Origin of the sequence: Leifsonia sp. NPDC058248 (assembly GCF_042881905.1) — a bacterium.
Taxonomy (GTDB): domain Bacteria; phylum Actinomycetota; class Actinomycetes; order Actinomycetales; family Microbacteriaceae; genus Leifsonia.
Map to the genome: position 1 here is coordinate 310,842 of NZ_JBHVXB010000005.1, position 16,753 is coordinate 327,594.

At 69.0% G+C, this 16,753-nt stretch carries 16 protein-coding genes; 8 read left to right on the top strand and 8 right to left on the bottom strand.

Translation table 11 applies throughout. The features are described from left to right. Positions 1-62: 62 nt before the first annotated feature. Entirely contained in the window at positions 63-1,061 is a 999-nt protein-coding gene (locus tag ACFVV5_RS10750) for an asparaginase (protein WP_387243194.1), read from the bottom strand. Further along, entirely contained in the window at positions 1,058-2,419 is a 1,362-nt protein-coding gene (gene gabT, locus ACFVV5_RS10755; RefSeq protein ID WP_387243197.1) for a 4-aminobutyrate--2-oxoglutarate transaminase, read from the bottom strand. Before gabT (ACFVV5_RS10755) ends, ACFVV5_RS10750 begins: the two co-directional genes overlap by 4 nt. A 37-nt stretch (positions 2,420-2,456) precedes the next feature. Here gabT (ACFVV5_RS10755) and ACFVV5_RS10760 point away from each other — a divergent pair, with 37 nt between their 5' ends. Continuing rightward, positions 2,457-2,930 (top strand): OsmC family protein, encoded by a 474-nt coding sequence (locus ACFVV5_RS10760; protein ID WP_387243199.1) that lies wholly within the window; start codon positions 2,457-2,459, stop codon positions 2,928-2,930. 97 nt (positions 2,931-3,027) lie between these two features. On the opposite strand, the gene ACFVV5_RS10765 is transcribed toward ACFVV5_RS10760, so the two are convergent. After that, positions 3,028-3,306: a hypothetical protein gene (locus tag ACFVV5_RS10765; protein WP_387243202.1), complete on the bottom strand. Its 279-nt coding sequence runs from the start codon at positions 3,304-3,306 to the stop codon at positions 3,028-3,030. Positions 3,307-3,373: 67 nt separating this feature from the next. On the opposite strand from ACFVV5_RS10765, the gene ACFVV5_RS10770 reads away from it, so the two are divergent. Beyond that, entirely contained in the window at positions 3,374-3,934 is a 561-nt protein-coding gene (locus ACFVV5_RS10770; RefSeq protein WP_387243204.1) for a CGNR zinc finger domain-containing protein, read from the top strand. Here the strand turns inward: ACFVV5_RS10770 and ACFVV5_RS10775 are convergent. The 3 genes from ACFVV5_RS10775 to gabT (ACFVV5_RS10785) are packed head-to-tail and all read right to left on the bottom strand — an operon-like array spanning position 3,931 to position 6,952. Next, positions 3,931-4,689, bottom strand: a complete 759-nt coding sequence (locus tag ACFVV5_RS10775; RefSeq protein WP_387243207.1) for a lysophospholipid acyltransferase family protein — start codon at positions 4,687-4,689, stop codon at positions 3,931-3,933. The genes ACFVV5_RS10770 and ACFVV5_RS10775 overlap by 4 nt on opposite strands. Positions 4,690-4,737: 48 nt before the next feature. Beyond that, positions 4,738-5,598: a hypothetical protein gene (locus ACFVV5_RS10780; RefSeq protein WP_387243209.1), complete on the bottom strand. Its 861-nt coding sequence runs from the start codon at positions 5,596-5,598 to the stop codon at positions 4,738-4,740. 16 nt (positions 5,599-5,614) lie between these two features. Beyond that, the gene (gabT, locus tag ACFVV5_RS10785) at positions 5,615-6,952 is read right to left on the bottom strand and encodes a 4-aminobutyrate--2-oxoglutarate transaminase (RefSeq protein WP_387243212.1); all 1,338 of its coding nucleotides are present in this window, start codon (positions 6,950-6,952) and stop codon (positions 5,615-5,617) included. A 92-nt stretch (positions 6,953-7,044) separates the two neighbouring features. Here gabT (ACFVV5_RS10785) and ACFVV5_RS10790 point away from each other — a divergent pair, with 92 nt between their 5' ends. The 5 genes from ACFVV5_RS10790 (at position 7,045) to ispG (ending at position 12,591) form a co-directional block, all read left to right on the top strand. Then, positions 7,045-8,022, top strand: a complete 978-nt coding sequence (locus ACFVV5_RS10790; RefSeq protein ID WP_387243215.1) for an FKBP-type peptidyl-prolyl cis-trans isomerase — start codon at positions 7,045-7,047, stop codon at positions 8,020-8,022. A gap of 39 nt (positions 8,023-8,061) precedes the next feature. Next, complete coding sequence (locus ACFVV5_RS10795) at positions 8,062-9,141, top strand: 1-deoxy-D-xylulose-5-phosphate reductoisomerase (RefSeq protein ID WP_387243218.1); 1,080 nt, start codon at positions 8,062-8,064, stop codon at positions 9,139-9,141. Between the two features lie 245 nt (positions 9,142-9,386). Beyond that, a complete protein-coding gene (locus ACFVV5_RS10800) occupies positions 9,387-9,827 on the top strand; it encodes a hypothetical protein (protein ID WP_387243221.1) in 441 nt (146 codons plus the stop codon). Positions 9,828-10,059: 232 nt separating this feature from the next. Beyond that, a complete protein-coding gene (locus ACFVV5_RS10805; protein WP_387243249.1) occupies positions 10,060-11,382 on the top strand; it encodes a M50 family metallopeptidase in 1,323 nt (440 codons plus the stop codon). A gap of 54 nt (positions 11,383-11,436) precedes the next feature. After that, positions 11,437-12,591, top strand: coding sequence for a flavodoxin-dependent (E)-4-hydroxy-3-methylbut-2-enyl-diphosphate synthase (gene ispG / locus ACFVV5_RS10810; protein WP_387243224.1), 1,155 nt, complete (start codon positions 11,437-11,439; stop codon positions 12,589-12,591). Positions 12,592-12,741: 150 nt separating this feature from the next. Here the strand turns inward: ispG and ACFVV5_RS10815 are convergent, their stop codons facing one another. Both ACFVV5_RS10815 and ACFVV5_RS10820 read right to left on the bottom strand, forming a co-directional pair. Next, complete coding sequence (locus tag ACFVV5_RS10815; protein ID WP_387243227.1) at positions 12,742-14,169, bottom strand: RNB domain-containing ribonuclease; 1,428 nt, start codon at positions 14,167-14,169, stop codon at positions 12,742-12,744. Positions 14,170-14,178: 9 nt separating this feature from the next. Further along, positions 14,179-14,880, bottom strand: coding sequence for a YoaK family protein (locus ACFVV5_RS10820; RefSeq protein ID WP_387243231.1), 702 nt, complete (start codon positions 14,878-14,880; stop codon positions 14,179-14,181). Between the two features lie 34 nt (positions 14,881-14,914). Here ACFVV5_RS10820 and ACFVV5_RS10825 point away from each other — a divergent pair, with 34 nt between their 5' ends. Further along, entirely contained in the window at positions 14,915-16,681 is a 1,767-nt protein-coding gene (locus ACFVV5_RS10825; RefSeq protein WP_387243234.1) for a proline--tRNA ligase, read from the top strand. Positions 16,682-16,753: the final 72 nt, after the last annotated feature.

The window sequence follows — 16,753 nt, forward strand, 5'->3', positions numbered from 1 at the left end:
CCGTACGTGTGCGCTGGGCGCGGGAGTCGGGCTTCGGGTCGGCCGCCGGGTCAGGCGGTCGGTCAGGCTGCGTAGGAGGCGCGGATCCCGCCGACGGGCACGCCGCGACCGAACACGGCCAGATCCAGCCGGGGCGCGAGAGCGTCGACCGCCTCGTGCTCCACGGCTCCCGCATCGGCGAGGAGGGAGAGCGCCACGATCGTGGCCGCCCGCAGGCTGCCGTCGAGGATCTTGAGCGCCACGGTGGTGCCGTCGGCCGCCGCCATGACCATGACGCCCTCGGCGCCGAGCTTGGCGAAGATCCCGAGCTCGTCGATGACCACCGTGTTCGAACGCCCGGGGCCGTCGATGGCCCAGCCGTTCGCGAGCACCGCGTTTTTGAGGATGGCCGCGTTGCGATACAGCGCGAACGGCGAACCGTCGGAGGCGGTGGCGATGCGCTGGATGCCGCGCGCCAGGGTCGACAGCGCCATCGCGTGCACCGGTGCGCCGCAGCCGTCGATACCCGTGGCGACGACCTTCTCGCCCGTGAGGCGCTCGACCACGTCGCGCACCAGCTGCTGCATCGGATGCTGCACGTCGAGGTAGCTCTCCGTCGGCCATCCGTTCACCACGCAGGCCAGCAGCATGGCCGCGTGCTTGCCGGAGCAGTTCATGTAGATCGGCTGCTTGCGCTCGCCGGCGCGGATGAGCGCGTCGCGAGCCTCCGCATCCAGAGGCCAGTCGTTCGGGCACTGCAGCGCGCTCTCCGGAAGCTGCGCCTGAGCGAGCAGTCCGCGCACCACCGAGAGGTGGGCGGGCGTTCCGCCGTGGCTGGCCGTGGCGAGCACCGCCGCCGCGCCCTCGAGCGGGACACCTGCGCCCATCACCGCGATGGCCTGGAACGGCTTCAGGCTCGAGCGGGTGAACACCGGAGCGCCCGGGGCGCCGAGCGATCGGACGATCGCGCCGTCCGGACCGAGCACGACGGCGGAGCCGACGTGGCGGGACTCGACGAAACCGCTGCGCTCGACGACCGCCAGTTCGACGGCCTCTGCGCCGGTGAAGACGGCGGCGCTCACAGAGCGGCGAAGGCGTCGTCGAGCACCGAGACGGCGTCTGCGATCAGAGCGTCGGTCACGGCGAGGCTCGGCAGGAAGCGGAGGACGTTGCCCCAGGTTCCGGCCGTGAGCACGAGGAGGCCCTGCTGCGCCGCATACGCCGCGATGGCCGAGACGGCCGCCGCGTTCGGCTCCTTGGTGGTGGATGCGGTTCCCGGCTGCACGAGTTCGATCGCGAGCATCGCGCCCTTGCCCCGCACGTCGCCGATGATGTCGTACTTCTTCTGCAGTTCGAGCAGGGCCGGCCGGAGGGTGTTCTCGATGCGCTTGCCCTCGTCGAGGAGGTTGCTCTTCTCGATCTCCTCGAACACGGCGATGGCGGCCGCGGCCGCGACCGGGTTGCCGCCGAAGGTTCCACCGAGCCCGCCGGGCTGCGCGGAGTCCATGATCTCGGAGCGGCCGGTGACGGCGGCGAGCGGGAGACCGCCCGCGATGCCCTTGGCGCTCAGCACCAGGTCGGGGACCAGGCCGAAGTGCTCGCTGGCGAAGTAGACGCCGGTCCGGGCCATGCCGCTCTGGATCTCGTCGGCGATGAAGACGACGCCGTTGGCCGTGCACCATTCCTGCAGGGCGGGGAGGTAGCCGTCGGCGGGGACCATGAAGCCGCCCTCGCCCTGGATCGGCTCGACGACCAGGCAGGCCAGGTCGGTGGCGCCGATGACCTTCTCGAGGTAGGCGATCGTGCGGGCGGCGGCCTCGGCCCCGCTCAGGCCGTCGCGGTACGGGTAGGAGCTCGGTGCGTGGTAGATGTCGCCGGCGAACGGACCGAAGCCGGTGCCGTACGGCATGGCCTTGAAGTTCATGGCCATCGTGAGGTTGGTGCGGCCGTGGTAGGCGTGGTCGAGCACCGCGACGGCGCGGCGACCGGTGTGCTTGCGGGCGATCTTGACGCCGTTCTCCACGGCTTCGGCGCCCGAGTTGACGAGCACCGTCTTCTTGGCGTGGTCGCCGGGGGTGTGCTCGCCGAGCAGTTCGGCGACGCGCACGTACTCCTCGTACGGAGTGATGGTGAAGAGGGTGTGGATGACGTCCTGGAGCTGGCTGGCGGCGGCCTCGACGACGGCCGTCTCGGTGTGACCGATCGTGGTGACGCCGATGCCGGCGCCGAAATCGACGAACTGGTTGCCGTCGACGTCGACCAGGACGGCGCCGTTCGCCTTCGCGATGTACACGGGCAGGGTCGAGGACACTCCGCCCGGCACGACCGCCAGTCGTCGCTCGTGCAGCTTCTGCGACTCCGGGCCGGGGATGGCGGTGACGATACGACGTTCCTGCGCGACGGTGTAGACGGGCGCAGCCGGGCTCAAAGTGTCAGTCATGATGTGACGAGTTTAGCCGCGGTGCGAGAATCGGAGGATGAACCTCGAGCACAGCTACGCGATCGACCTCCAGTGGACCGGCAACCGGGGGAGCGGCACCAGCGGCTACAAAGCCTACGGGCGCGACCACGTGGTTTCGGCCGTGGGCAAGCACGCGATCGAGGGCTCGGCCGACCGGACCTTCTTCGGCGACCGCGACCGCTGGAACCCCGAGGAACTGCTGCTGGCGGCGCTCAGCCAGTGCCACATGCTCAGCTATCTGGCCGAGGCGGCGCGTGCGGGCGTGGTGGTCGTCGGGTATTCGGATGCCGCGACCGGCGTCCTGCGGCAGACGTCCAACGGTGGCGGACATTTCACGAGAGTGCTGCTCTCGCCGCGCGTGACGGTCGCCGATCCGGCCCAGGCAAGGCTCGCGGCGGCCCTGCACGCTCCGGCCGCCGACAAGTGCTTCATCTCGGCCTCGGTGAACTTCCCCGTCGAGCACGCTCCCGAGATCCTCGTCCTCGCCTGAGCTCCGTCCCGCCCAGCGCTCCCGTCCCGCAATCGAGTCCGGAGTTGCTGGGTCGAAATCGCGGATTTCGAGCCAGCAACTCCGGACTCGATAGCGGTCAGGCGCAGCCGAGACGAGCGGTGGGGACGGCGGCGCGCACGGTGGGAGCGGGAGCGGGAGCGGGCGCGGCGGATGCGGGCGCGGCGGGCGCAGGCGTCTCCGCGGCTTCGCTCGAGCGCTCGGCCCAGCGGTGCATCGCGGCAGCCCAACGGCCGTCGCGGGCGATCGGACTGAGGTCGTCGCCGCGCGATTCGCGCTGACGGCGGATCGTCGCCCGGTCGCGCTCTCGCTCGCCGAGTTCGGCGATGTTCGTCAGCCACAGTGTGAGCGGATGCATGATAACCACCTAACTTGTTTTGATGGTTATAGCTTACCGTAACCTGCTAATGAGTTACAATGGTTACATGCGTACGAATGCACCCGAACTCGGAGCCGACCTGCTCGTCGATTTCCTCAACACGCTCGACGTGGAAGAGGGCACCGACGCGATCGACGACGCCGCGGCCTTCGGCGACTGGGCCGAGCACCACGGGGTCGACACCGGCGATCGCGCCGAGGCCAAGCGGGTCCGGGATGCCCTGCGGGCGGTGCTCGACGGCGAAAGCGCCTCCCTCCCGTCCGTCGGGCTGGAGACCTCCTGCGGCGACCGCACCGTCGGCCTCACAGCGCGCACCGCGGCGGAAGCCGCCGTCGCCTCCTCGGTGATCCTGAGCATCCAAGGCCAGTTCGGCCGCGTGAAGCTGTGCGGCGCCGACGACTGCCGCTGGGCGTTCTACGACAAGTCGCGAAACGGCTCCCGCACCTGGTGCAGCATGGGCGTCTGCGGCAACCGCCAGAAGGCGCGAACCTTCCGCTCGAAGCAGGACGAGCAGGACGAGCCGCACGAGCAGCACGAGCAGCACGAGCCGGACGAGCAGGACGAGCCGCACGAGCAGCACGAGCCGACCGCGTCTGTCGAGACCTAGAACCGTTCCGGCCGGAGCGCCCGTTTGACCCGCTCGACCGCGCCGGCCGGGGGAGCCTCGTTGTATTTCTCCGCGAGTTCCTGGCCCGTGAGCCCGTGGATCGCGGCCATGATCTCGTCGGTCGCCTGACGGCGCGCGCGTCCCGATTCGGCCGAGCCGTAGTGGCTCACGTCGATCGGCTCCCCGAACGCGACCGTGATCTTCTTCACGCGCGGGATCTTCTTGCCCACCGGTTGCAGTTGGTCGGTGCCGATGAGCCCGACCGGCACCACCTTGGCGCCTGTCGTCAGGGCCAGCCACGCCACCCCGGTGCGGCCTTTGTAGAGTCGGCCGTCGAGCGAGCGCGTCCCCTCCGGGTACAGAGCGAACGCCGCACCGGTGTCGAGGATGCGCTTCGACTGATCGAGGGCGTCCTGCGCGGCCTGACCGGCGCCGCGCTTGACGCCGACGGCGCCGATCGCCGAGAAGAAGGAGCGTGACAGCCAGCCTTTGAAGCCGGTGCCCTCGAAATACGTGGACTTGGCGAGGAACTGGACACGGCGCGGCGCCATCAACGGGATGACGATGCTGTCGATGAACGACAGGTGGTTGCTGGCGAGGATGATCGCGCCCTCACGCGGGACGTTCTTGCGTCCGACCACCTTCGGCCGGTAGACGACGCGTGCGATGGGGGCGATGACCGTGCGACCGAACAGATAGGTGAAGCCGGGACGCTTCACTGCGTCCGGCCCCTCATCGGGTTCGATGTTCGTCACGCCTACGAGGATAGTCTCGTCCGTATGCCGGGGTCGGCATGTGCGCGGTCACATTCGGTCGAATGGCGAGATCGGCGGGCATCCGAAGCCACCGGCATAGGTCAGGCAGGCGGGCAGCCAGCCGCTGAACCGCACGTTGAGCGGCGAGCCGAACCATTGAGCGTAGAGCCGCGAGAAGTTGAGGTTGCCGAACGTCGAGCAGGCGCCCGCCGGGCCGGTGGGCCGAGCGAGGGTGTCGGCGTTCGGCTGGTACGGCGTGTAGTTGTAGAGGTTCGCTGTGGCCTGGTTGACGATGTTTACCTCGCTCGTCCCGCAGCGGGCATTCGGGTGGTACTGGATGCGATTGGAGCCAATGCGGTACCGCCAGTCGGTGGGGTGCACCGTGTACTCGCGGAACTGCCACGCGGCCCGGTACACCTGGTTGAAGAAGCCGAAGTACTTCTTGTCGCACGCCGCGGTGTCCGGGCACGCGTATCCCGTCGCCTTCTGGTATCCGGATGCGCTGGGAGCCGTCAGCAGCGACTGCTCCTTCTGCAGCAGCACCAGCAGCACCCGGGGGCTGATCGTGCACGCGGCGGCGACCCGAGCGATGATGCTGCTCGCCGACTCGTCGCGCCGGCCGTGCATCGCCGTGCAGCGGTCCTTCGACGCGGGGACGTAGGGGGTGTCCATCCGGAAGTCCGCGAGGCAGGGAACGCCGTCTTTCGGCCTGCAGGTGCGGTCGCCCAGGAAGTCCTGGATGTCCGCGGCGGTCATCGCATACGGGTTGAAGAAGCTGTCGTCGCTGATGATGTCGCCCGGATCGAACCCGGGCTTCTCGTCGGCGATCACCCCGACGGCCGGAAGCAGAGTCAGGGCCGCGGCGACCGCCGCGACCCCGGCCAGCATCCGCCAGCGCATGATCCGCATGGGATTCCCGTCGTGCTCAGCTGAGGCGGGCGAGGGCTTCTTCGAGCACCGTCGCGGCGTCGTCGATGAGCTCGTCGCTGATCACGACCGACGGCAGCAGGCGGAGCACGCTGTCCCAGCTGCCCGCGTCGAGCGGGATCACGCCGTTGGCGGTGGCGTGGGCGAGGACGGCTTTGAGAGCATCCGGGTTGGGCTTCTTGGTGCCCGGCTGCACGAGCTCGATGCCGAACATCGCTCCCTTGCCGCGCACCTCTCCGACCACCGGGAACTTCTCCGCCCAGTCGCCGATGCGCGCCCAGAGGGCCTTCTCGACCCGCTGCGCCTCGGCGAGCAGGTTCTCCTGCTCGATCACGTCGAACACGGCCAGGGCGGCGGCGGTCGAGACCGGGTTTCCCCCGAAGGTGCCGCCGATGCCGCCCGGCTGGACGGCGTCCATGATCTCCGCGCGCCCGGTGACCGCTGCGAGGGGGAACCCGCCGGCGATGCCCTTGGCTGTGGTGATCAGGTCGGGCACGACGCCGTGGTGCTCGATCGAGTACCACGTTCCGGTGCGGCCCATGCCGGCCTGGATCTCGTCGGCGACGAAAACGATGCCGTTCTCGGTGCAGTACTCGGAGAGGCGCTTGAAGTAGCCGGGGGCCGGGATGATGATGCCGCCGTCGCCCTGGATGGGCTCGACGAACAGCGCGGCGAGCTCGGTCGCCCCGATGTGGGTGTCGATGTAGTCGATGGTGCGTTCGGCGGCCTCTTCGCCGGTCATCCCCTCGGGGTCGCGGTAGGGGTAGCTGATCGGCACGCTGTAGATCTCGCCCGGGAATGGCCCCATGCCGGCGCGTTCCGGCCAGGGGCGGTAGGTCATGGCCATCGTGAGGTTGGTGCGGCCGTGGAAGGCGTGGTCGAGCGTGGCGATGGCGCGGCGGCCGGTGTACTTGCGGGCGATCTTCACCGCGTTCTCGACCGCTTCGGCGCCCGAGTTGACCAGGATGCTGTGCTTCTCGAAGTCGCCGGGCGTGATCTCGGCGAGCTTCTCGGCGACGCGCACGTAGTTCTCATACGGCGTGACGGTGAAGAGCGTGTGGGTGAGCTTGGCCGCCTGCTCGGCCGCCGCGGCGGCGACGGCGGGGTGCGCGTGGCCGATCGTGGTCACGCCGATGCCGCAGCCGAGGTCGATGAGGTGGTTGCCGTCGACGTCGACCAGGATGGCGCCCGAACCGCTCTCCATGTAGATGTTCGCGAGGGTTCCGGCTCCGCGGCTGACCGAGGCGACGCGGCGTTCCTGCAGTTCGACGGATCGGGGGCCCGGCAGCGAGGTGACGAGCGTGCGGGTCTGAGGAACGGAGAAATCGCGAGTCATGTCTCCATCGTAGGTTGCGATGCTGTCAGCTTCGGCAAAGGGGGATGCGGCAGACTGTTACCGCTTCCCCCCGAAACGCGAAGGTGTTCACAGTGCGCAAAACCCTCTCCATCCTGGCCGCCGGCCTTGTCGTCGCCGGCCTCGCGGCGTGCAGTTCCGGCGCTCCGACGGCATCGTCGACGCCCACCGCCACGGGAGCGTCGACCGCCTGCGTGAACGTGAAATCGGGTGACGCGTCGAAGTCTGTGACCGTCGCCGGCGATTTCGGAGCAACTCCGAAGGTCACGTTCAAGAGCCCGCTCAAGGCGACCGACCTGCAGCGCAGCGTGGTCATCACCGGCGACGGCGCCGAGGTGAAGGGCGGCGACTCCGTCGAGGTGGCGCTCGCCGCGTACAACGGCACGACGGGCAAGGCGATCAGCGCGCCGGCCGGATTCGACGGTCAGCCGACCCAGACCATCAAGGTCGACACGGCCGTCTTCGTCCCCGGCCTCGTGCGCGCCGTCGAGTGCCTGCCGCTCAAGTCGCGCGTCGTGCTCACGGGTTCCGCAACGGAGGTCCTCGGCAACGTCGACCTCACCCAGCTCAGCCTGAAGAAGACCGACTCCGTAGTGTTCGTCGTCGACACCTTCAACAAGGCGGTCACCCGCGCGAACGGAACGACGGTGGCCCCGACGGCCGGATTCCCGACGGTGAAGCTGTCCTCGACCGGCGAGCCCTCCATCACCATCCCGAAGGCAGCCCCGCCCACGACCACGAAGATCGCCGTGCTCAAGCAGGGCAGCGGAGACGTTGTGAAGCACGGTGACACCGTCACCGTGCAGTACAAGGGAGTCCTGTGGCGCAACGGTCAGCCGTTCGACTCGAGTTGGAGCCGTGGCGCCCCGGTGTCGTTCCAGACGACCGGCGTGGTCAAGGGCTTCGGAAAGGCGCTCGAGGGCCAGAAGGTCGGCACGCAGGTGATCGCGGTCGTCCCGCCCGCCGACGGCTACGGCACCCAGGGCAACGGTGACGTCAAGCCCACAGACACGATGGTCTTCGTCATCGACATCCTGAAGACCGTTCGCTGACCCGGATGCGCGCCCGGCCGTGCGCCGTACGATGATGGCGTGCGCAGAGTAGTCATCCTCGGATCCACCGGCTCGATCGGTACGCAAGCCCTCGACGTGATCGCCGCGAACCCGGATCGGTTCGAGGTGGTCGGGCTGACGGCCGGCACGAACGCCGAGCAGCTCGCCGCCCAGGCGGAGCGGTTCGGCGTCGCCGAGACGGCGCTCGGAGCCGAGGACGCCGAGCGGCTCGTGCGTTCGGTCGAGGCGGATGTCGTGCTGAACGGCATCACCGGCTCGGTCGGGCTCGGGCCGACACTGGCGGCCCTCGAGACCGGCGCCAGCCTGGCCCTCGCGAACAAGGAGTCGCTCATCGTCGGCGGCGAGCTGGTGAAGCGGGCTGCGGCTCCCGGCCAGATCGTCCCCGTCGACTCGGAGCACTCGGCGCTCGCCCAGGCGCTGCGCTCGGGGACGGCCGGCGAGGTGCGCCGGCTCGTGCTGACGGCATCCGGTGGCCCGTTCCGCGGGCGGAGCCGCGAGTCCCTGCGTGACGTGACGCCGCGCGAGGCGCTCGCACACCCCACCTGGGCCATGGGCCTCGTCGTCACCACCAACTCGTCGACCCTCGTGAACAAGGGACTCGAGATCATCGAGGCGCACCTCCTCTTCGACGTGCCGTACGACCGGATCGACGTCACCGTGCATCCGCAGTCCGTCATCCACTCGATGGTGGAGTTCATCGACGGCTCGACGATCGCGCAGGCGTCGCCGCCCGACATGCGCCTGCCCATCTCGCTCGGCCTGGACTGGCCGAACCGGGTGCCCGGGGTCGGCGTTCCTCTCGACTGGACGAAGGCGCACACGTGGACCTTCGAACCCCTCGACGGCGAGGCGTTCCCGGCGGTCGCGCTCGCGAAACGTGTTGGCACCGCCGGATCCACTTACCCGGCAGTCTTCAACGCTGCCAACGAGCAGGCGGTCGCTGCGTTCCACGCGGGCGCCATTGGCTACCTGGCGATCGTTGAGACGGTTGAGCGGGTCGTCGACGCCCACGAACCGGCCACCGAGCTCACCCGAGAGTCTCTCGTGGAGGCCGAGGCGTGGGCGCGAGCCGCGGCCGACGCGCTGATTGACCGCTGACGGGCGAGTCGCATGGAATCCCACCGTGGTGGAGAGCGTCATGAAGGCACCAGGGAGGCATGAGGGAGACTCGCGATTTCTCTCAATGGGGCACGGATGACACATCAGACATTAGCGGCTAGGGTAGACAACGTTGTCTAATGGGTGGCACGGCGGATCGTCCTAAAGGCGTGCCCACTGCTGTTTCGACTATTCAGGGCCGAGCGAACTGAGCTCCGGTCCTCGGCATAACCGAAAGGATTTTCATGAAGATCTTCAAGCAAGGGAACGGAAAGATGGCCAGTCGTCGCAGACGGGCCGGGGTCGCAATCGCGGTGTCGATCGCATCCGTTGTCGTCAGCTTGGTCGGCGCGGTGCCCGCGCAAGCTGCAGCAGCGAAGGGGTTCACGATCTACTATTCCCCGAACTGCGCCGGTGCTTCGCGCTATTACCCCGGCGTGAACTCGGGCGAGCAGTGGATTAACGACACATTCAATTTGAGTCCCTTTGCGGCGGGATATGGGCAACACATCCGCAGCAATGCTGCGTCAATCGTTGTTCCCTATGGGACTACAGTGAACATTTCGTTCTCTGTCCTGTACAACGGGGTATGGACTGGAACTAACGCGAGCTTCACAGGGGGAGGCTTCTGTGTGAACTTTGGCGATTTACAAAGAAATGGCAACTTGAGCTGGTCTACGTACTAAGGCGCGTGGGGTCCTCACCGCTTTTCCAGGCAGCGGAGAAGCCATCAGTTGGGGCCGGGAGGACGTAGTTCGAAGGCCAGCCTCGCCGTCGATCGGCGAGGCTGGCCAACGCGTGTCATCCGTGCAGAAAGCAGTCCGGTGGCGGAAATCGCCGCGGCTGACCGGCGCAGGCGCATAGCGTTCCCCCGGCTGGTTCCAAGCTGCGCGCTATTACTCTGTAGCTGTGGAATCCGTGCTGCTCTTCATCCTGGGCGTGCTCATCATTCTGGTGGGTCTCGCCCTGTCGATCGGCCTGCACGAAATCGGGCACCTCGTCCCCGCCAAGCTGTTCGGCGTCAAGGTCACGCAGTACATGGTCGGGTTCGGCAAGACGCTGTTCTCGTTCCGGCGGGGGGAGACCGAATACGGCCTCAAGGCCATCCCGCTGGGCGGCTACATCTCCATGATCGGGATGTTCCCGCCCGGCGAAGACGGCAAGCCCGGCCGCAACGCCACCACCGGCTTCATGCAGTCGATGGTGCAGGACGCGCGGGTCTCCAGCATGGAGTCCGTCGCCGTCGGCGAGGAGGACCGCACCTTTTACAAGCTGCCGGTCTGGAAGCGCATCGTCATCATGTTCGGCGGACCGTTCATGAACCTCCTGATCGGCGTGGTGCTGTTCGGCGTGCTGCTGATGGGCTTCGGCACCCCGCAGTCGTCGACCACCGTCGGCACAGTGAGCCAGTGCGTGATCCCGTCGACCAGCACGCAGAAGAGCTGCGCCGCCGACGATCCCGCCGGCCCGGCCGCGCAGGCCGGTCTCAAGCCGGGCGATACGATCGTCAGCATCGACGGCACCAGGATCACCACGTGGGCGCAGTCCACCACGATCATCCGGAAGTCCACCGACCGGCCGCTGACCATGGTGATCTCGCGTGACGGCGCCGAGCGCACCGTCACGATCACCCCGCGCACCAACACCGTCGCCCGCACCGACGCCCAGGGCGCAGTGCTCAAGGACTCGAGCGGCACGGCGCTCACCCAGACCGTCGGCTTCGTCGGGATCGGTCCCGTGACCGAGCTCGTCCCCCAGCCGGTCACCTCGGTGCTCCCGGCGGTCGGCGCGCAGGCAGGCGCGGTCGTCGGCGTGATCGTGCACCTGCCGCAGCGCATGGTCGACGTGTGGAACGCGGCGTTCGGCCCGGGTGAGCGCGACCCCAACGGACCCATCAGCGTGGTCGGCATCGGGCGCGCGGCCGGCGAGCTGACGGCGCTCAACGGCGTCCCCGTCGTCGACAAGGTCTACACGATGATCGGGATGCTCGCCTCGCTGAACATCGCCCTGTTCGTGTTCAACCTCATCCCGCTCCTCCCGCTCGACGGCGGACACATCGCGGGAGCGCTGTGGGAGGGCATCCGGCGCACTTTCGCCAAGCTGTTCAAACGGCGCGATCCGGGGCCCGTCGACATGGCCAAGCTGATGCCGCTGACCTTCGCGGTCGTGGTCGTCCTCGGCGGGATGAGCGTGTTACTCGTCTACGCGGACATCGTCAAGCCGGTCAATCTCTTCGGCTAGCGGTTCACACCCCGGACCCAGCCGCCTCCCAAACAGCCGCGTAGGATTGCACTCGTGGCAGCAATCAATTTGGGAATGCCGAAGGTCCCCGAAACCCTCGCACCGCGACGCAAGTCCCGGCAGATCAAGGTGGGCAAAGTCCTGGTCGGGGGCGACGCCCCGATCAGCGTGCAGTCGATGACCACGACGCCCACCACCAACATCAACGCGACCCTCCAGCAGATCGCCGAGCTCACCGCATCCGGTTGCGACATCGTGCGCGTCGCGGTGCCGAGCCGCGACGACGCGGAAGCACTGCCGATCATCGCCAAGAAGAGCCAGATCCCGGTGATCGCCGACATCCACTTCCAGCCCAATTACGTGTACGCGGCCATCGACGCCGGCTGCGCGGCGGTGCGGGTCAACCCCGGCAACATCCGCAAGTTCGACGACCAGGTCGGCAAGATCGCGGCAGCGGCCAAGGCGGCCGGCGTCTCGCTCCGCATCGGCGTGAACGCGGGATCGCTCGAGCCCAGCCTGCTGCAGAAGTACGGCAAGGCCACCCCGGAGGCGCTCGTCGAGAGCGCGGTGTGGGAGGCGAGCCTGTTCGAGGAGCACGACTTCCACGACTTCAAGATCTCGGTCAAGCACAACGACCCCATCGTGATGGTCAAGGCGTACCGGATGCTCGCCGAGCGCGGCGACTGGCCCCTCCACCTCGGGGTCACCGAGGCCGGGCCCGAGTTCCAGGGCACCATCAAGTCGGCGACGGCGTTCGGCATCCTGCTGTCCGAGGGCATCGGCGACACCATCCGCGTCTCGCTGTCGGCTCCGCCTGCCCAGGAGGTCAAGGTGGGCCTGCAGATCCTGCAGTCGCTGAACCTCCGCGAGCGCAAGCTCGAGATCGTCTCGTGCCCGAGCTGCGGTCGTGCCCAGGTCGACGTGTACAAGCTCGCGAACGACGTCACCAGCGGCCTCGAGGGCATGAGCGTCCCGCTCCGCGTCGCGGTCATGGGGTGCGTCGTCAACGGGCCGGGCGAGGCGCGTGAGGCCGACCTCGGAGTGGCGTCGGGCAATGGCAAGGGTCAGATCTTCGTCAAGGGCGAGGTCATCAAGACGGTTCCCGAGGCGGAGATCGTGCAGACGCTGATCGCGGAGGCGAACCGCCTCGCCGCTGAAATGCCGCCTGCCGAGTCGGGCGAGCCCGTCGTCACCGTCGGCGCGCACTGACGCCGCTCCCGCACTGACGCCGCTCCCTCCGCTCGCCGCCGCATCCGCTCCCGCTCCCGCTCCCGCATCCGCTCCGCCATCGAGTCCGGATTTGCTGGGTCGAAACGGCGCGTTTCGACCCAGGAACTCCGGACTCGATCGCTGCGGCCGTCAGACAGCAGTGAAGGTCACGCCGCCGGAGGCGATGTCGGCGGTCAGCAGCCGCAGGCGCACGACGGTGCCGGGCTGAACGGCGTCCGGGCGCGGGCACGAGGCGACGACGGCGGGTTCGGCCAGCTGCACGGTCATGTTGTCGCCGCGGATCGCCAGCACCGTCGCGTCGAACTCGTCTCCGACTCGGCCGACGAGCAGCGCCGCCTCCACCCGATCGACGGATGCGGCGTTCAGCTGTGAGCCGAGGCGCGACGACGCCCCCATGATCGACGGGAGTTGACCGAGCGACGATCGCGCCCATCCGGGGATCTCGGCGCCCGCGCAGATCGCCTCGCAGATGACCAGCACCCACCGGTCGACGAGACGTCGCAGCGGAGCCGTCGCGTGCGCGTACGGGGCGGCGACCGCGGACTGCAGCGGGTCGGCCGGCGCCGCGCCGTCCATCACGACGTACCCGGCGCCACGGAACAGCCCGGTCGCTGCCTGCATCACGGCCAGCGCACGCGGGTCGCCGTGGTCGAGCCCGCGCAGGAATTCGCCGTACGGGACGCCTTCGGGCCAGGGGAGCCCCAGTGCCGTGGTCTGCGCGCGGAACGCCGTGAAAGCGTCGTCGGTCGGCGGCGGCATCGTGCGCAGGATGCCCACCCGGGCCTCCAGCATCAGGGCCGCGGCCGCCATCCCCGTGAGCAGGGAGATCTGCGCGTTCCACTCCTCGATCGGGAGCTGGGCCCGTCGCGCGAGCGTGTACGCCCCGTCGCGGAACACGATCTCCTCGTCGGGCGCGTTGAGGCTCGCGCCGCCGCGTTCGCGTTCGCGTTCGATGCGGGCAAGGCCGACCGGCTTCAGCAGCAGGAGGGTCTCGGGGCCGCTCCCGTCGTCGATCGCCGCCTGCGCCTCCGCGTAGCTCCACTGCCGACGCGACCGGATGCGCGCCCGCGCGACGCTCACGGACGTCTCGTGCCCGGCCGGGTCCAGGGTCACGTCCCAGACGAACGCACCGCGGTCGACGCCGGGCAGCAGCGAGCCGGCGTGCTCGCCGATGGGCGCCGGATGCAGAGGGATGCGCCCGTCGGCCGCGTAGATCGTCTGCCCTCGTCTGCGCGCCTCGGCGTCGACCTCGCCGTCCGGACGCACCAGCGCCGGCACATCCGCGATCGCGTACCGCACCCGGTAGCCGTCGCCCGCCTGCTCGATGTGCACGGCCTGGTCGAGGTCGGTCGCCCCCTCGGGATCGACCGTGAGGAACTCGACGTCGGTCAGGTCGTTGTCCGGCAGCGCGAGCTTCCGGGCCGCACGCTCGGCCTCCTGCTCGACCGGCGGGGGAAAGCCGTCCGGCAGGTCCAGGCTGTCGCGCAGCCTCGCCAGAGCGTCTGCGAGGTCGCTCTGAACGGCGGATGCGGTGACACGCGTTCGGCGATCGGGCATGCCGAAAGCCTATTCCGCGGACTCGGCCTCGTCGCCGGGGGTGCGGGTCTCGCGCAGGGCGTGGCCGAGGAGTGCGAGAGCCAGAGCGATGGCTCCCGCGACCGTCAGGCCGAGGGCGACGCCGACTCGCAGCAGCAGCGCACCGACGGCCGCGCCGGCCAGGATGAGCACGACCGCAAGCACACGGCGAGGCCACCGGATGCCCGTTCCGCCGGCCAGACGCGAGTCGGCGGCCAGCCCGGTGATGGTCGAGGTGACGACCACGGTGGTCACGTCGGCGACGGCGAGACGGCGCGCGGTGGCCGCCTGCAGGCCCATCGTCGTCGCGAGGATGGTCGTGAGCGCGAATCCCCACACGGTGCCCTTGGTAGGGGTGACCACGAGGCTGGTCACCCCCAGCGCGAGGGTGACCGAGGCCGAGACGACCAGCGCCGTGGTGGTCGCGCGCCCCCATCCGGTGCGGGAGGTCGAGAGCGTTCGTCCGCCGATCGCGGCGCCCAGCAGGAAGCCGCCGAGAGCGAGCGCCGGACCGACGATCGGAAGGCCGTCGGCGCCCGCGAGCGCCATGCCGAGGATGACCACGTTGCCGGTCATGTTGGCCGTGAAGACCTTGTCGAGGCCCAGATAGCCGACGGCGTCGACGATTCCGGTGGTGAACGTGAGGCCGAGCATCACGAAGAGGTGCAGGCGGGCGGTGTCGGTACGGAGCATGAACCCAGTGTGCCGTGCCCTCTAACATGGAACGGTGCCTACACGCCTGACGAACTATTTCCTCCGCACCCTCCGAGAAGACCCCTCCGACGCCGAGGTGACCAGCCACCGGCTCCTCGTGCGGGCCGGCTACATCCGGCGGCAGGCGCCGGGGATTTTCGCCTGGCTGCCGCTGGGCCTGCGCGTGAAGGGCAAGATCGAGGCGATCATCCGGGACGAGATGACGGCGGCCGGAGCGCACGAGGTGCACTTCCCGGCGCTGCTCCCGCGCGAACCGTACGAGGTCACCGGCCGGTGGGAGGAGTACGGCGAGGGGCTGTTCCGCCTCCAGGACCGCAAGGGCGGGGACTACCTGCTCGCCCCCACGCACGAAGAGGCGTTCACGCTGCTGGTGAAAGACCTCTACTCGAGCTACAAAGACCTGCCGCTGGCCATCTACCAGATCCAGGACAAGTACCGCGACGAGGCGCGCCCCCGCGCCGGGCTCCTGCGCGGCCGCGAGTTCACGATGAAGGACGCGTACACGTTCGACTACACCGACGCCGGCCTCGACGCGAGCTACCAGGCCCAGCGCGACGCGTACGAGCGCATTTTCCAGCGACTCGGGCTGGAGTACGTGATCGTGCAGGCCGACGCCGGTGCGATGGGCGGCTCCCGCAGCGAAGAGTTCCTGCACCCCACCGCGATCGGCGAAGACACCTTCGTGCGGTCGGCCGCGGGATACGCGGCCAACGTCGAGGCGTTCACCACGCTGGCGCCCCCGACGCGCTCGTACGAGAAACTCACCCCGCTCGAAGTGCTCGACACCCCGAACACGCCGACGATCCAGACACTGGTCGACGTCGCCAACGAGAAGCACCCCCGACCCGACGGCCGCCTGTGGACGGCGGCGGACACCCTCAAGAACGTCGTGCTCGCCCTCACCCACCTCGACGGAACGCGCGAGCTCGTCGTCGTCGGCCTGCCCGGCGACCGTGAGGTGGACCTGAAGCGCGCCGAGGTCGCCTTCGCCCCGGCTGAGATCGAAGCCGCCACGGAAGAGGACTTCACGCGCCACCCGGGGCTCGTCAAGGGCTACATCGGACCGTGGTCGGCCGAGGGTCAGGTGCTCGGAGAAGACGGCTCCACGGGTATCCGGTATCTCGTCGATCCGCGCGTGGTCGACGGCTCGGGTTGGATCACCGGCGCGAACGTCGACGGCAAGCACGTGTTCGGTCTGGTCGCCGGACGCGACTTCTCGTGGGACGCCACGGTCGAGGCGGCCGAAGTGCTGCCCGGCGACCCCGCGCCCGACGGCTCGGGTCCGGTCGAACTGGCCCGCGGGATGGAGATCGGGCACGTGTTCCAGCTCGGGCGTAAGTACGCCGAGGCGCTCGGGCTCAAGGTGCTCGACGAGAACGGCAAGCTCGTGACGGTCACGATGGGCTCGTACGGCATCGGCGTGACGCGCATCCTGGCGATCATCGCGGAGCTGAACAACGACGACAAGGGGCTCATCTGGCCGGAGTCGGTCGCGCCGTTCGACGTCCACGTGGTCGCCGCCGGGCGGGAGCCCGTCGTCTTCGAGGTGGCGGAGCAGCTCACGGCCGATCTCGAGACGGCCGGCCTCGATGTTCTCTTCGACGACCGCCCCAAGGTCTCGCCCGGCGTGAAGTTCGGCGACGCGGAGCTGATCGGCGTGCCGAAGATCGTGATCGTGGGCCGCAGCGCCGCCGACGGCGTCGTCGAGCTGTGGGATCGCCGCACGGGCGAGCGCACGCAGGTCCCCGTCGCCGACGCCGCCGCGGCGCTGCGCGCTTAGCGCGCCGCGCCGCCCGTGCCGCGCATTCGTGCCAAACGTGCGGTTCAGTCGCCCTTGAACCCCCCGGTTTGG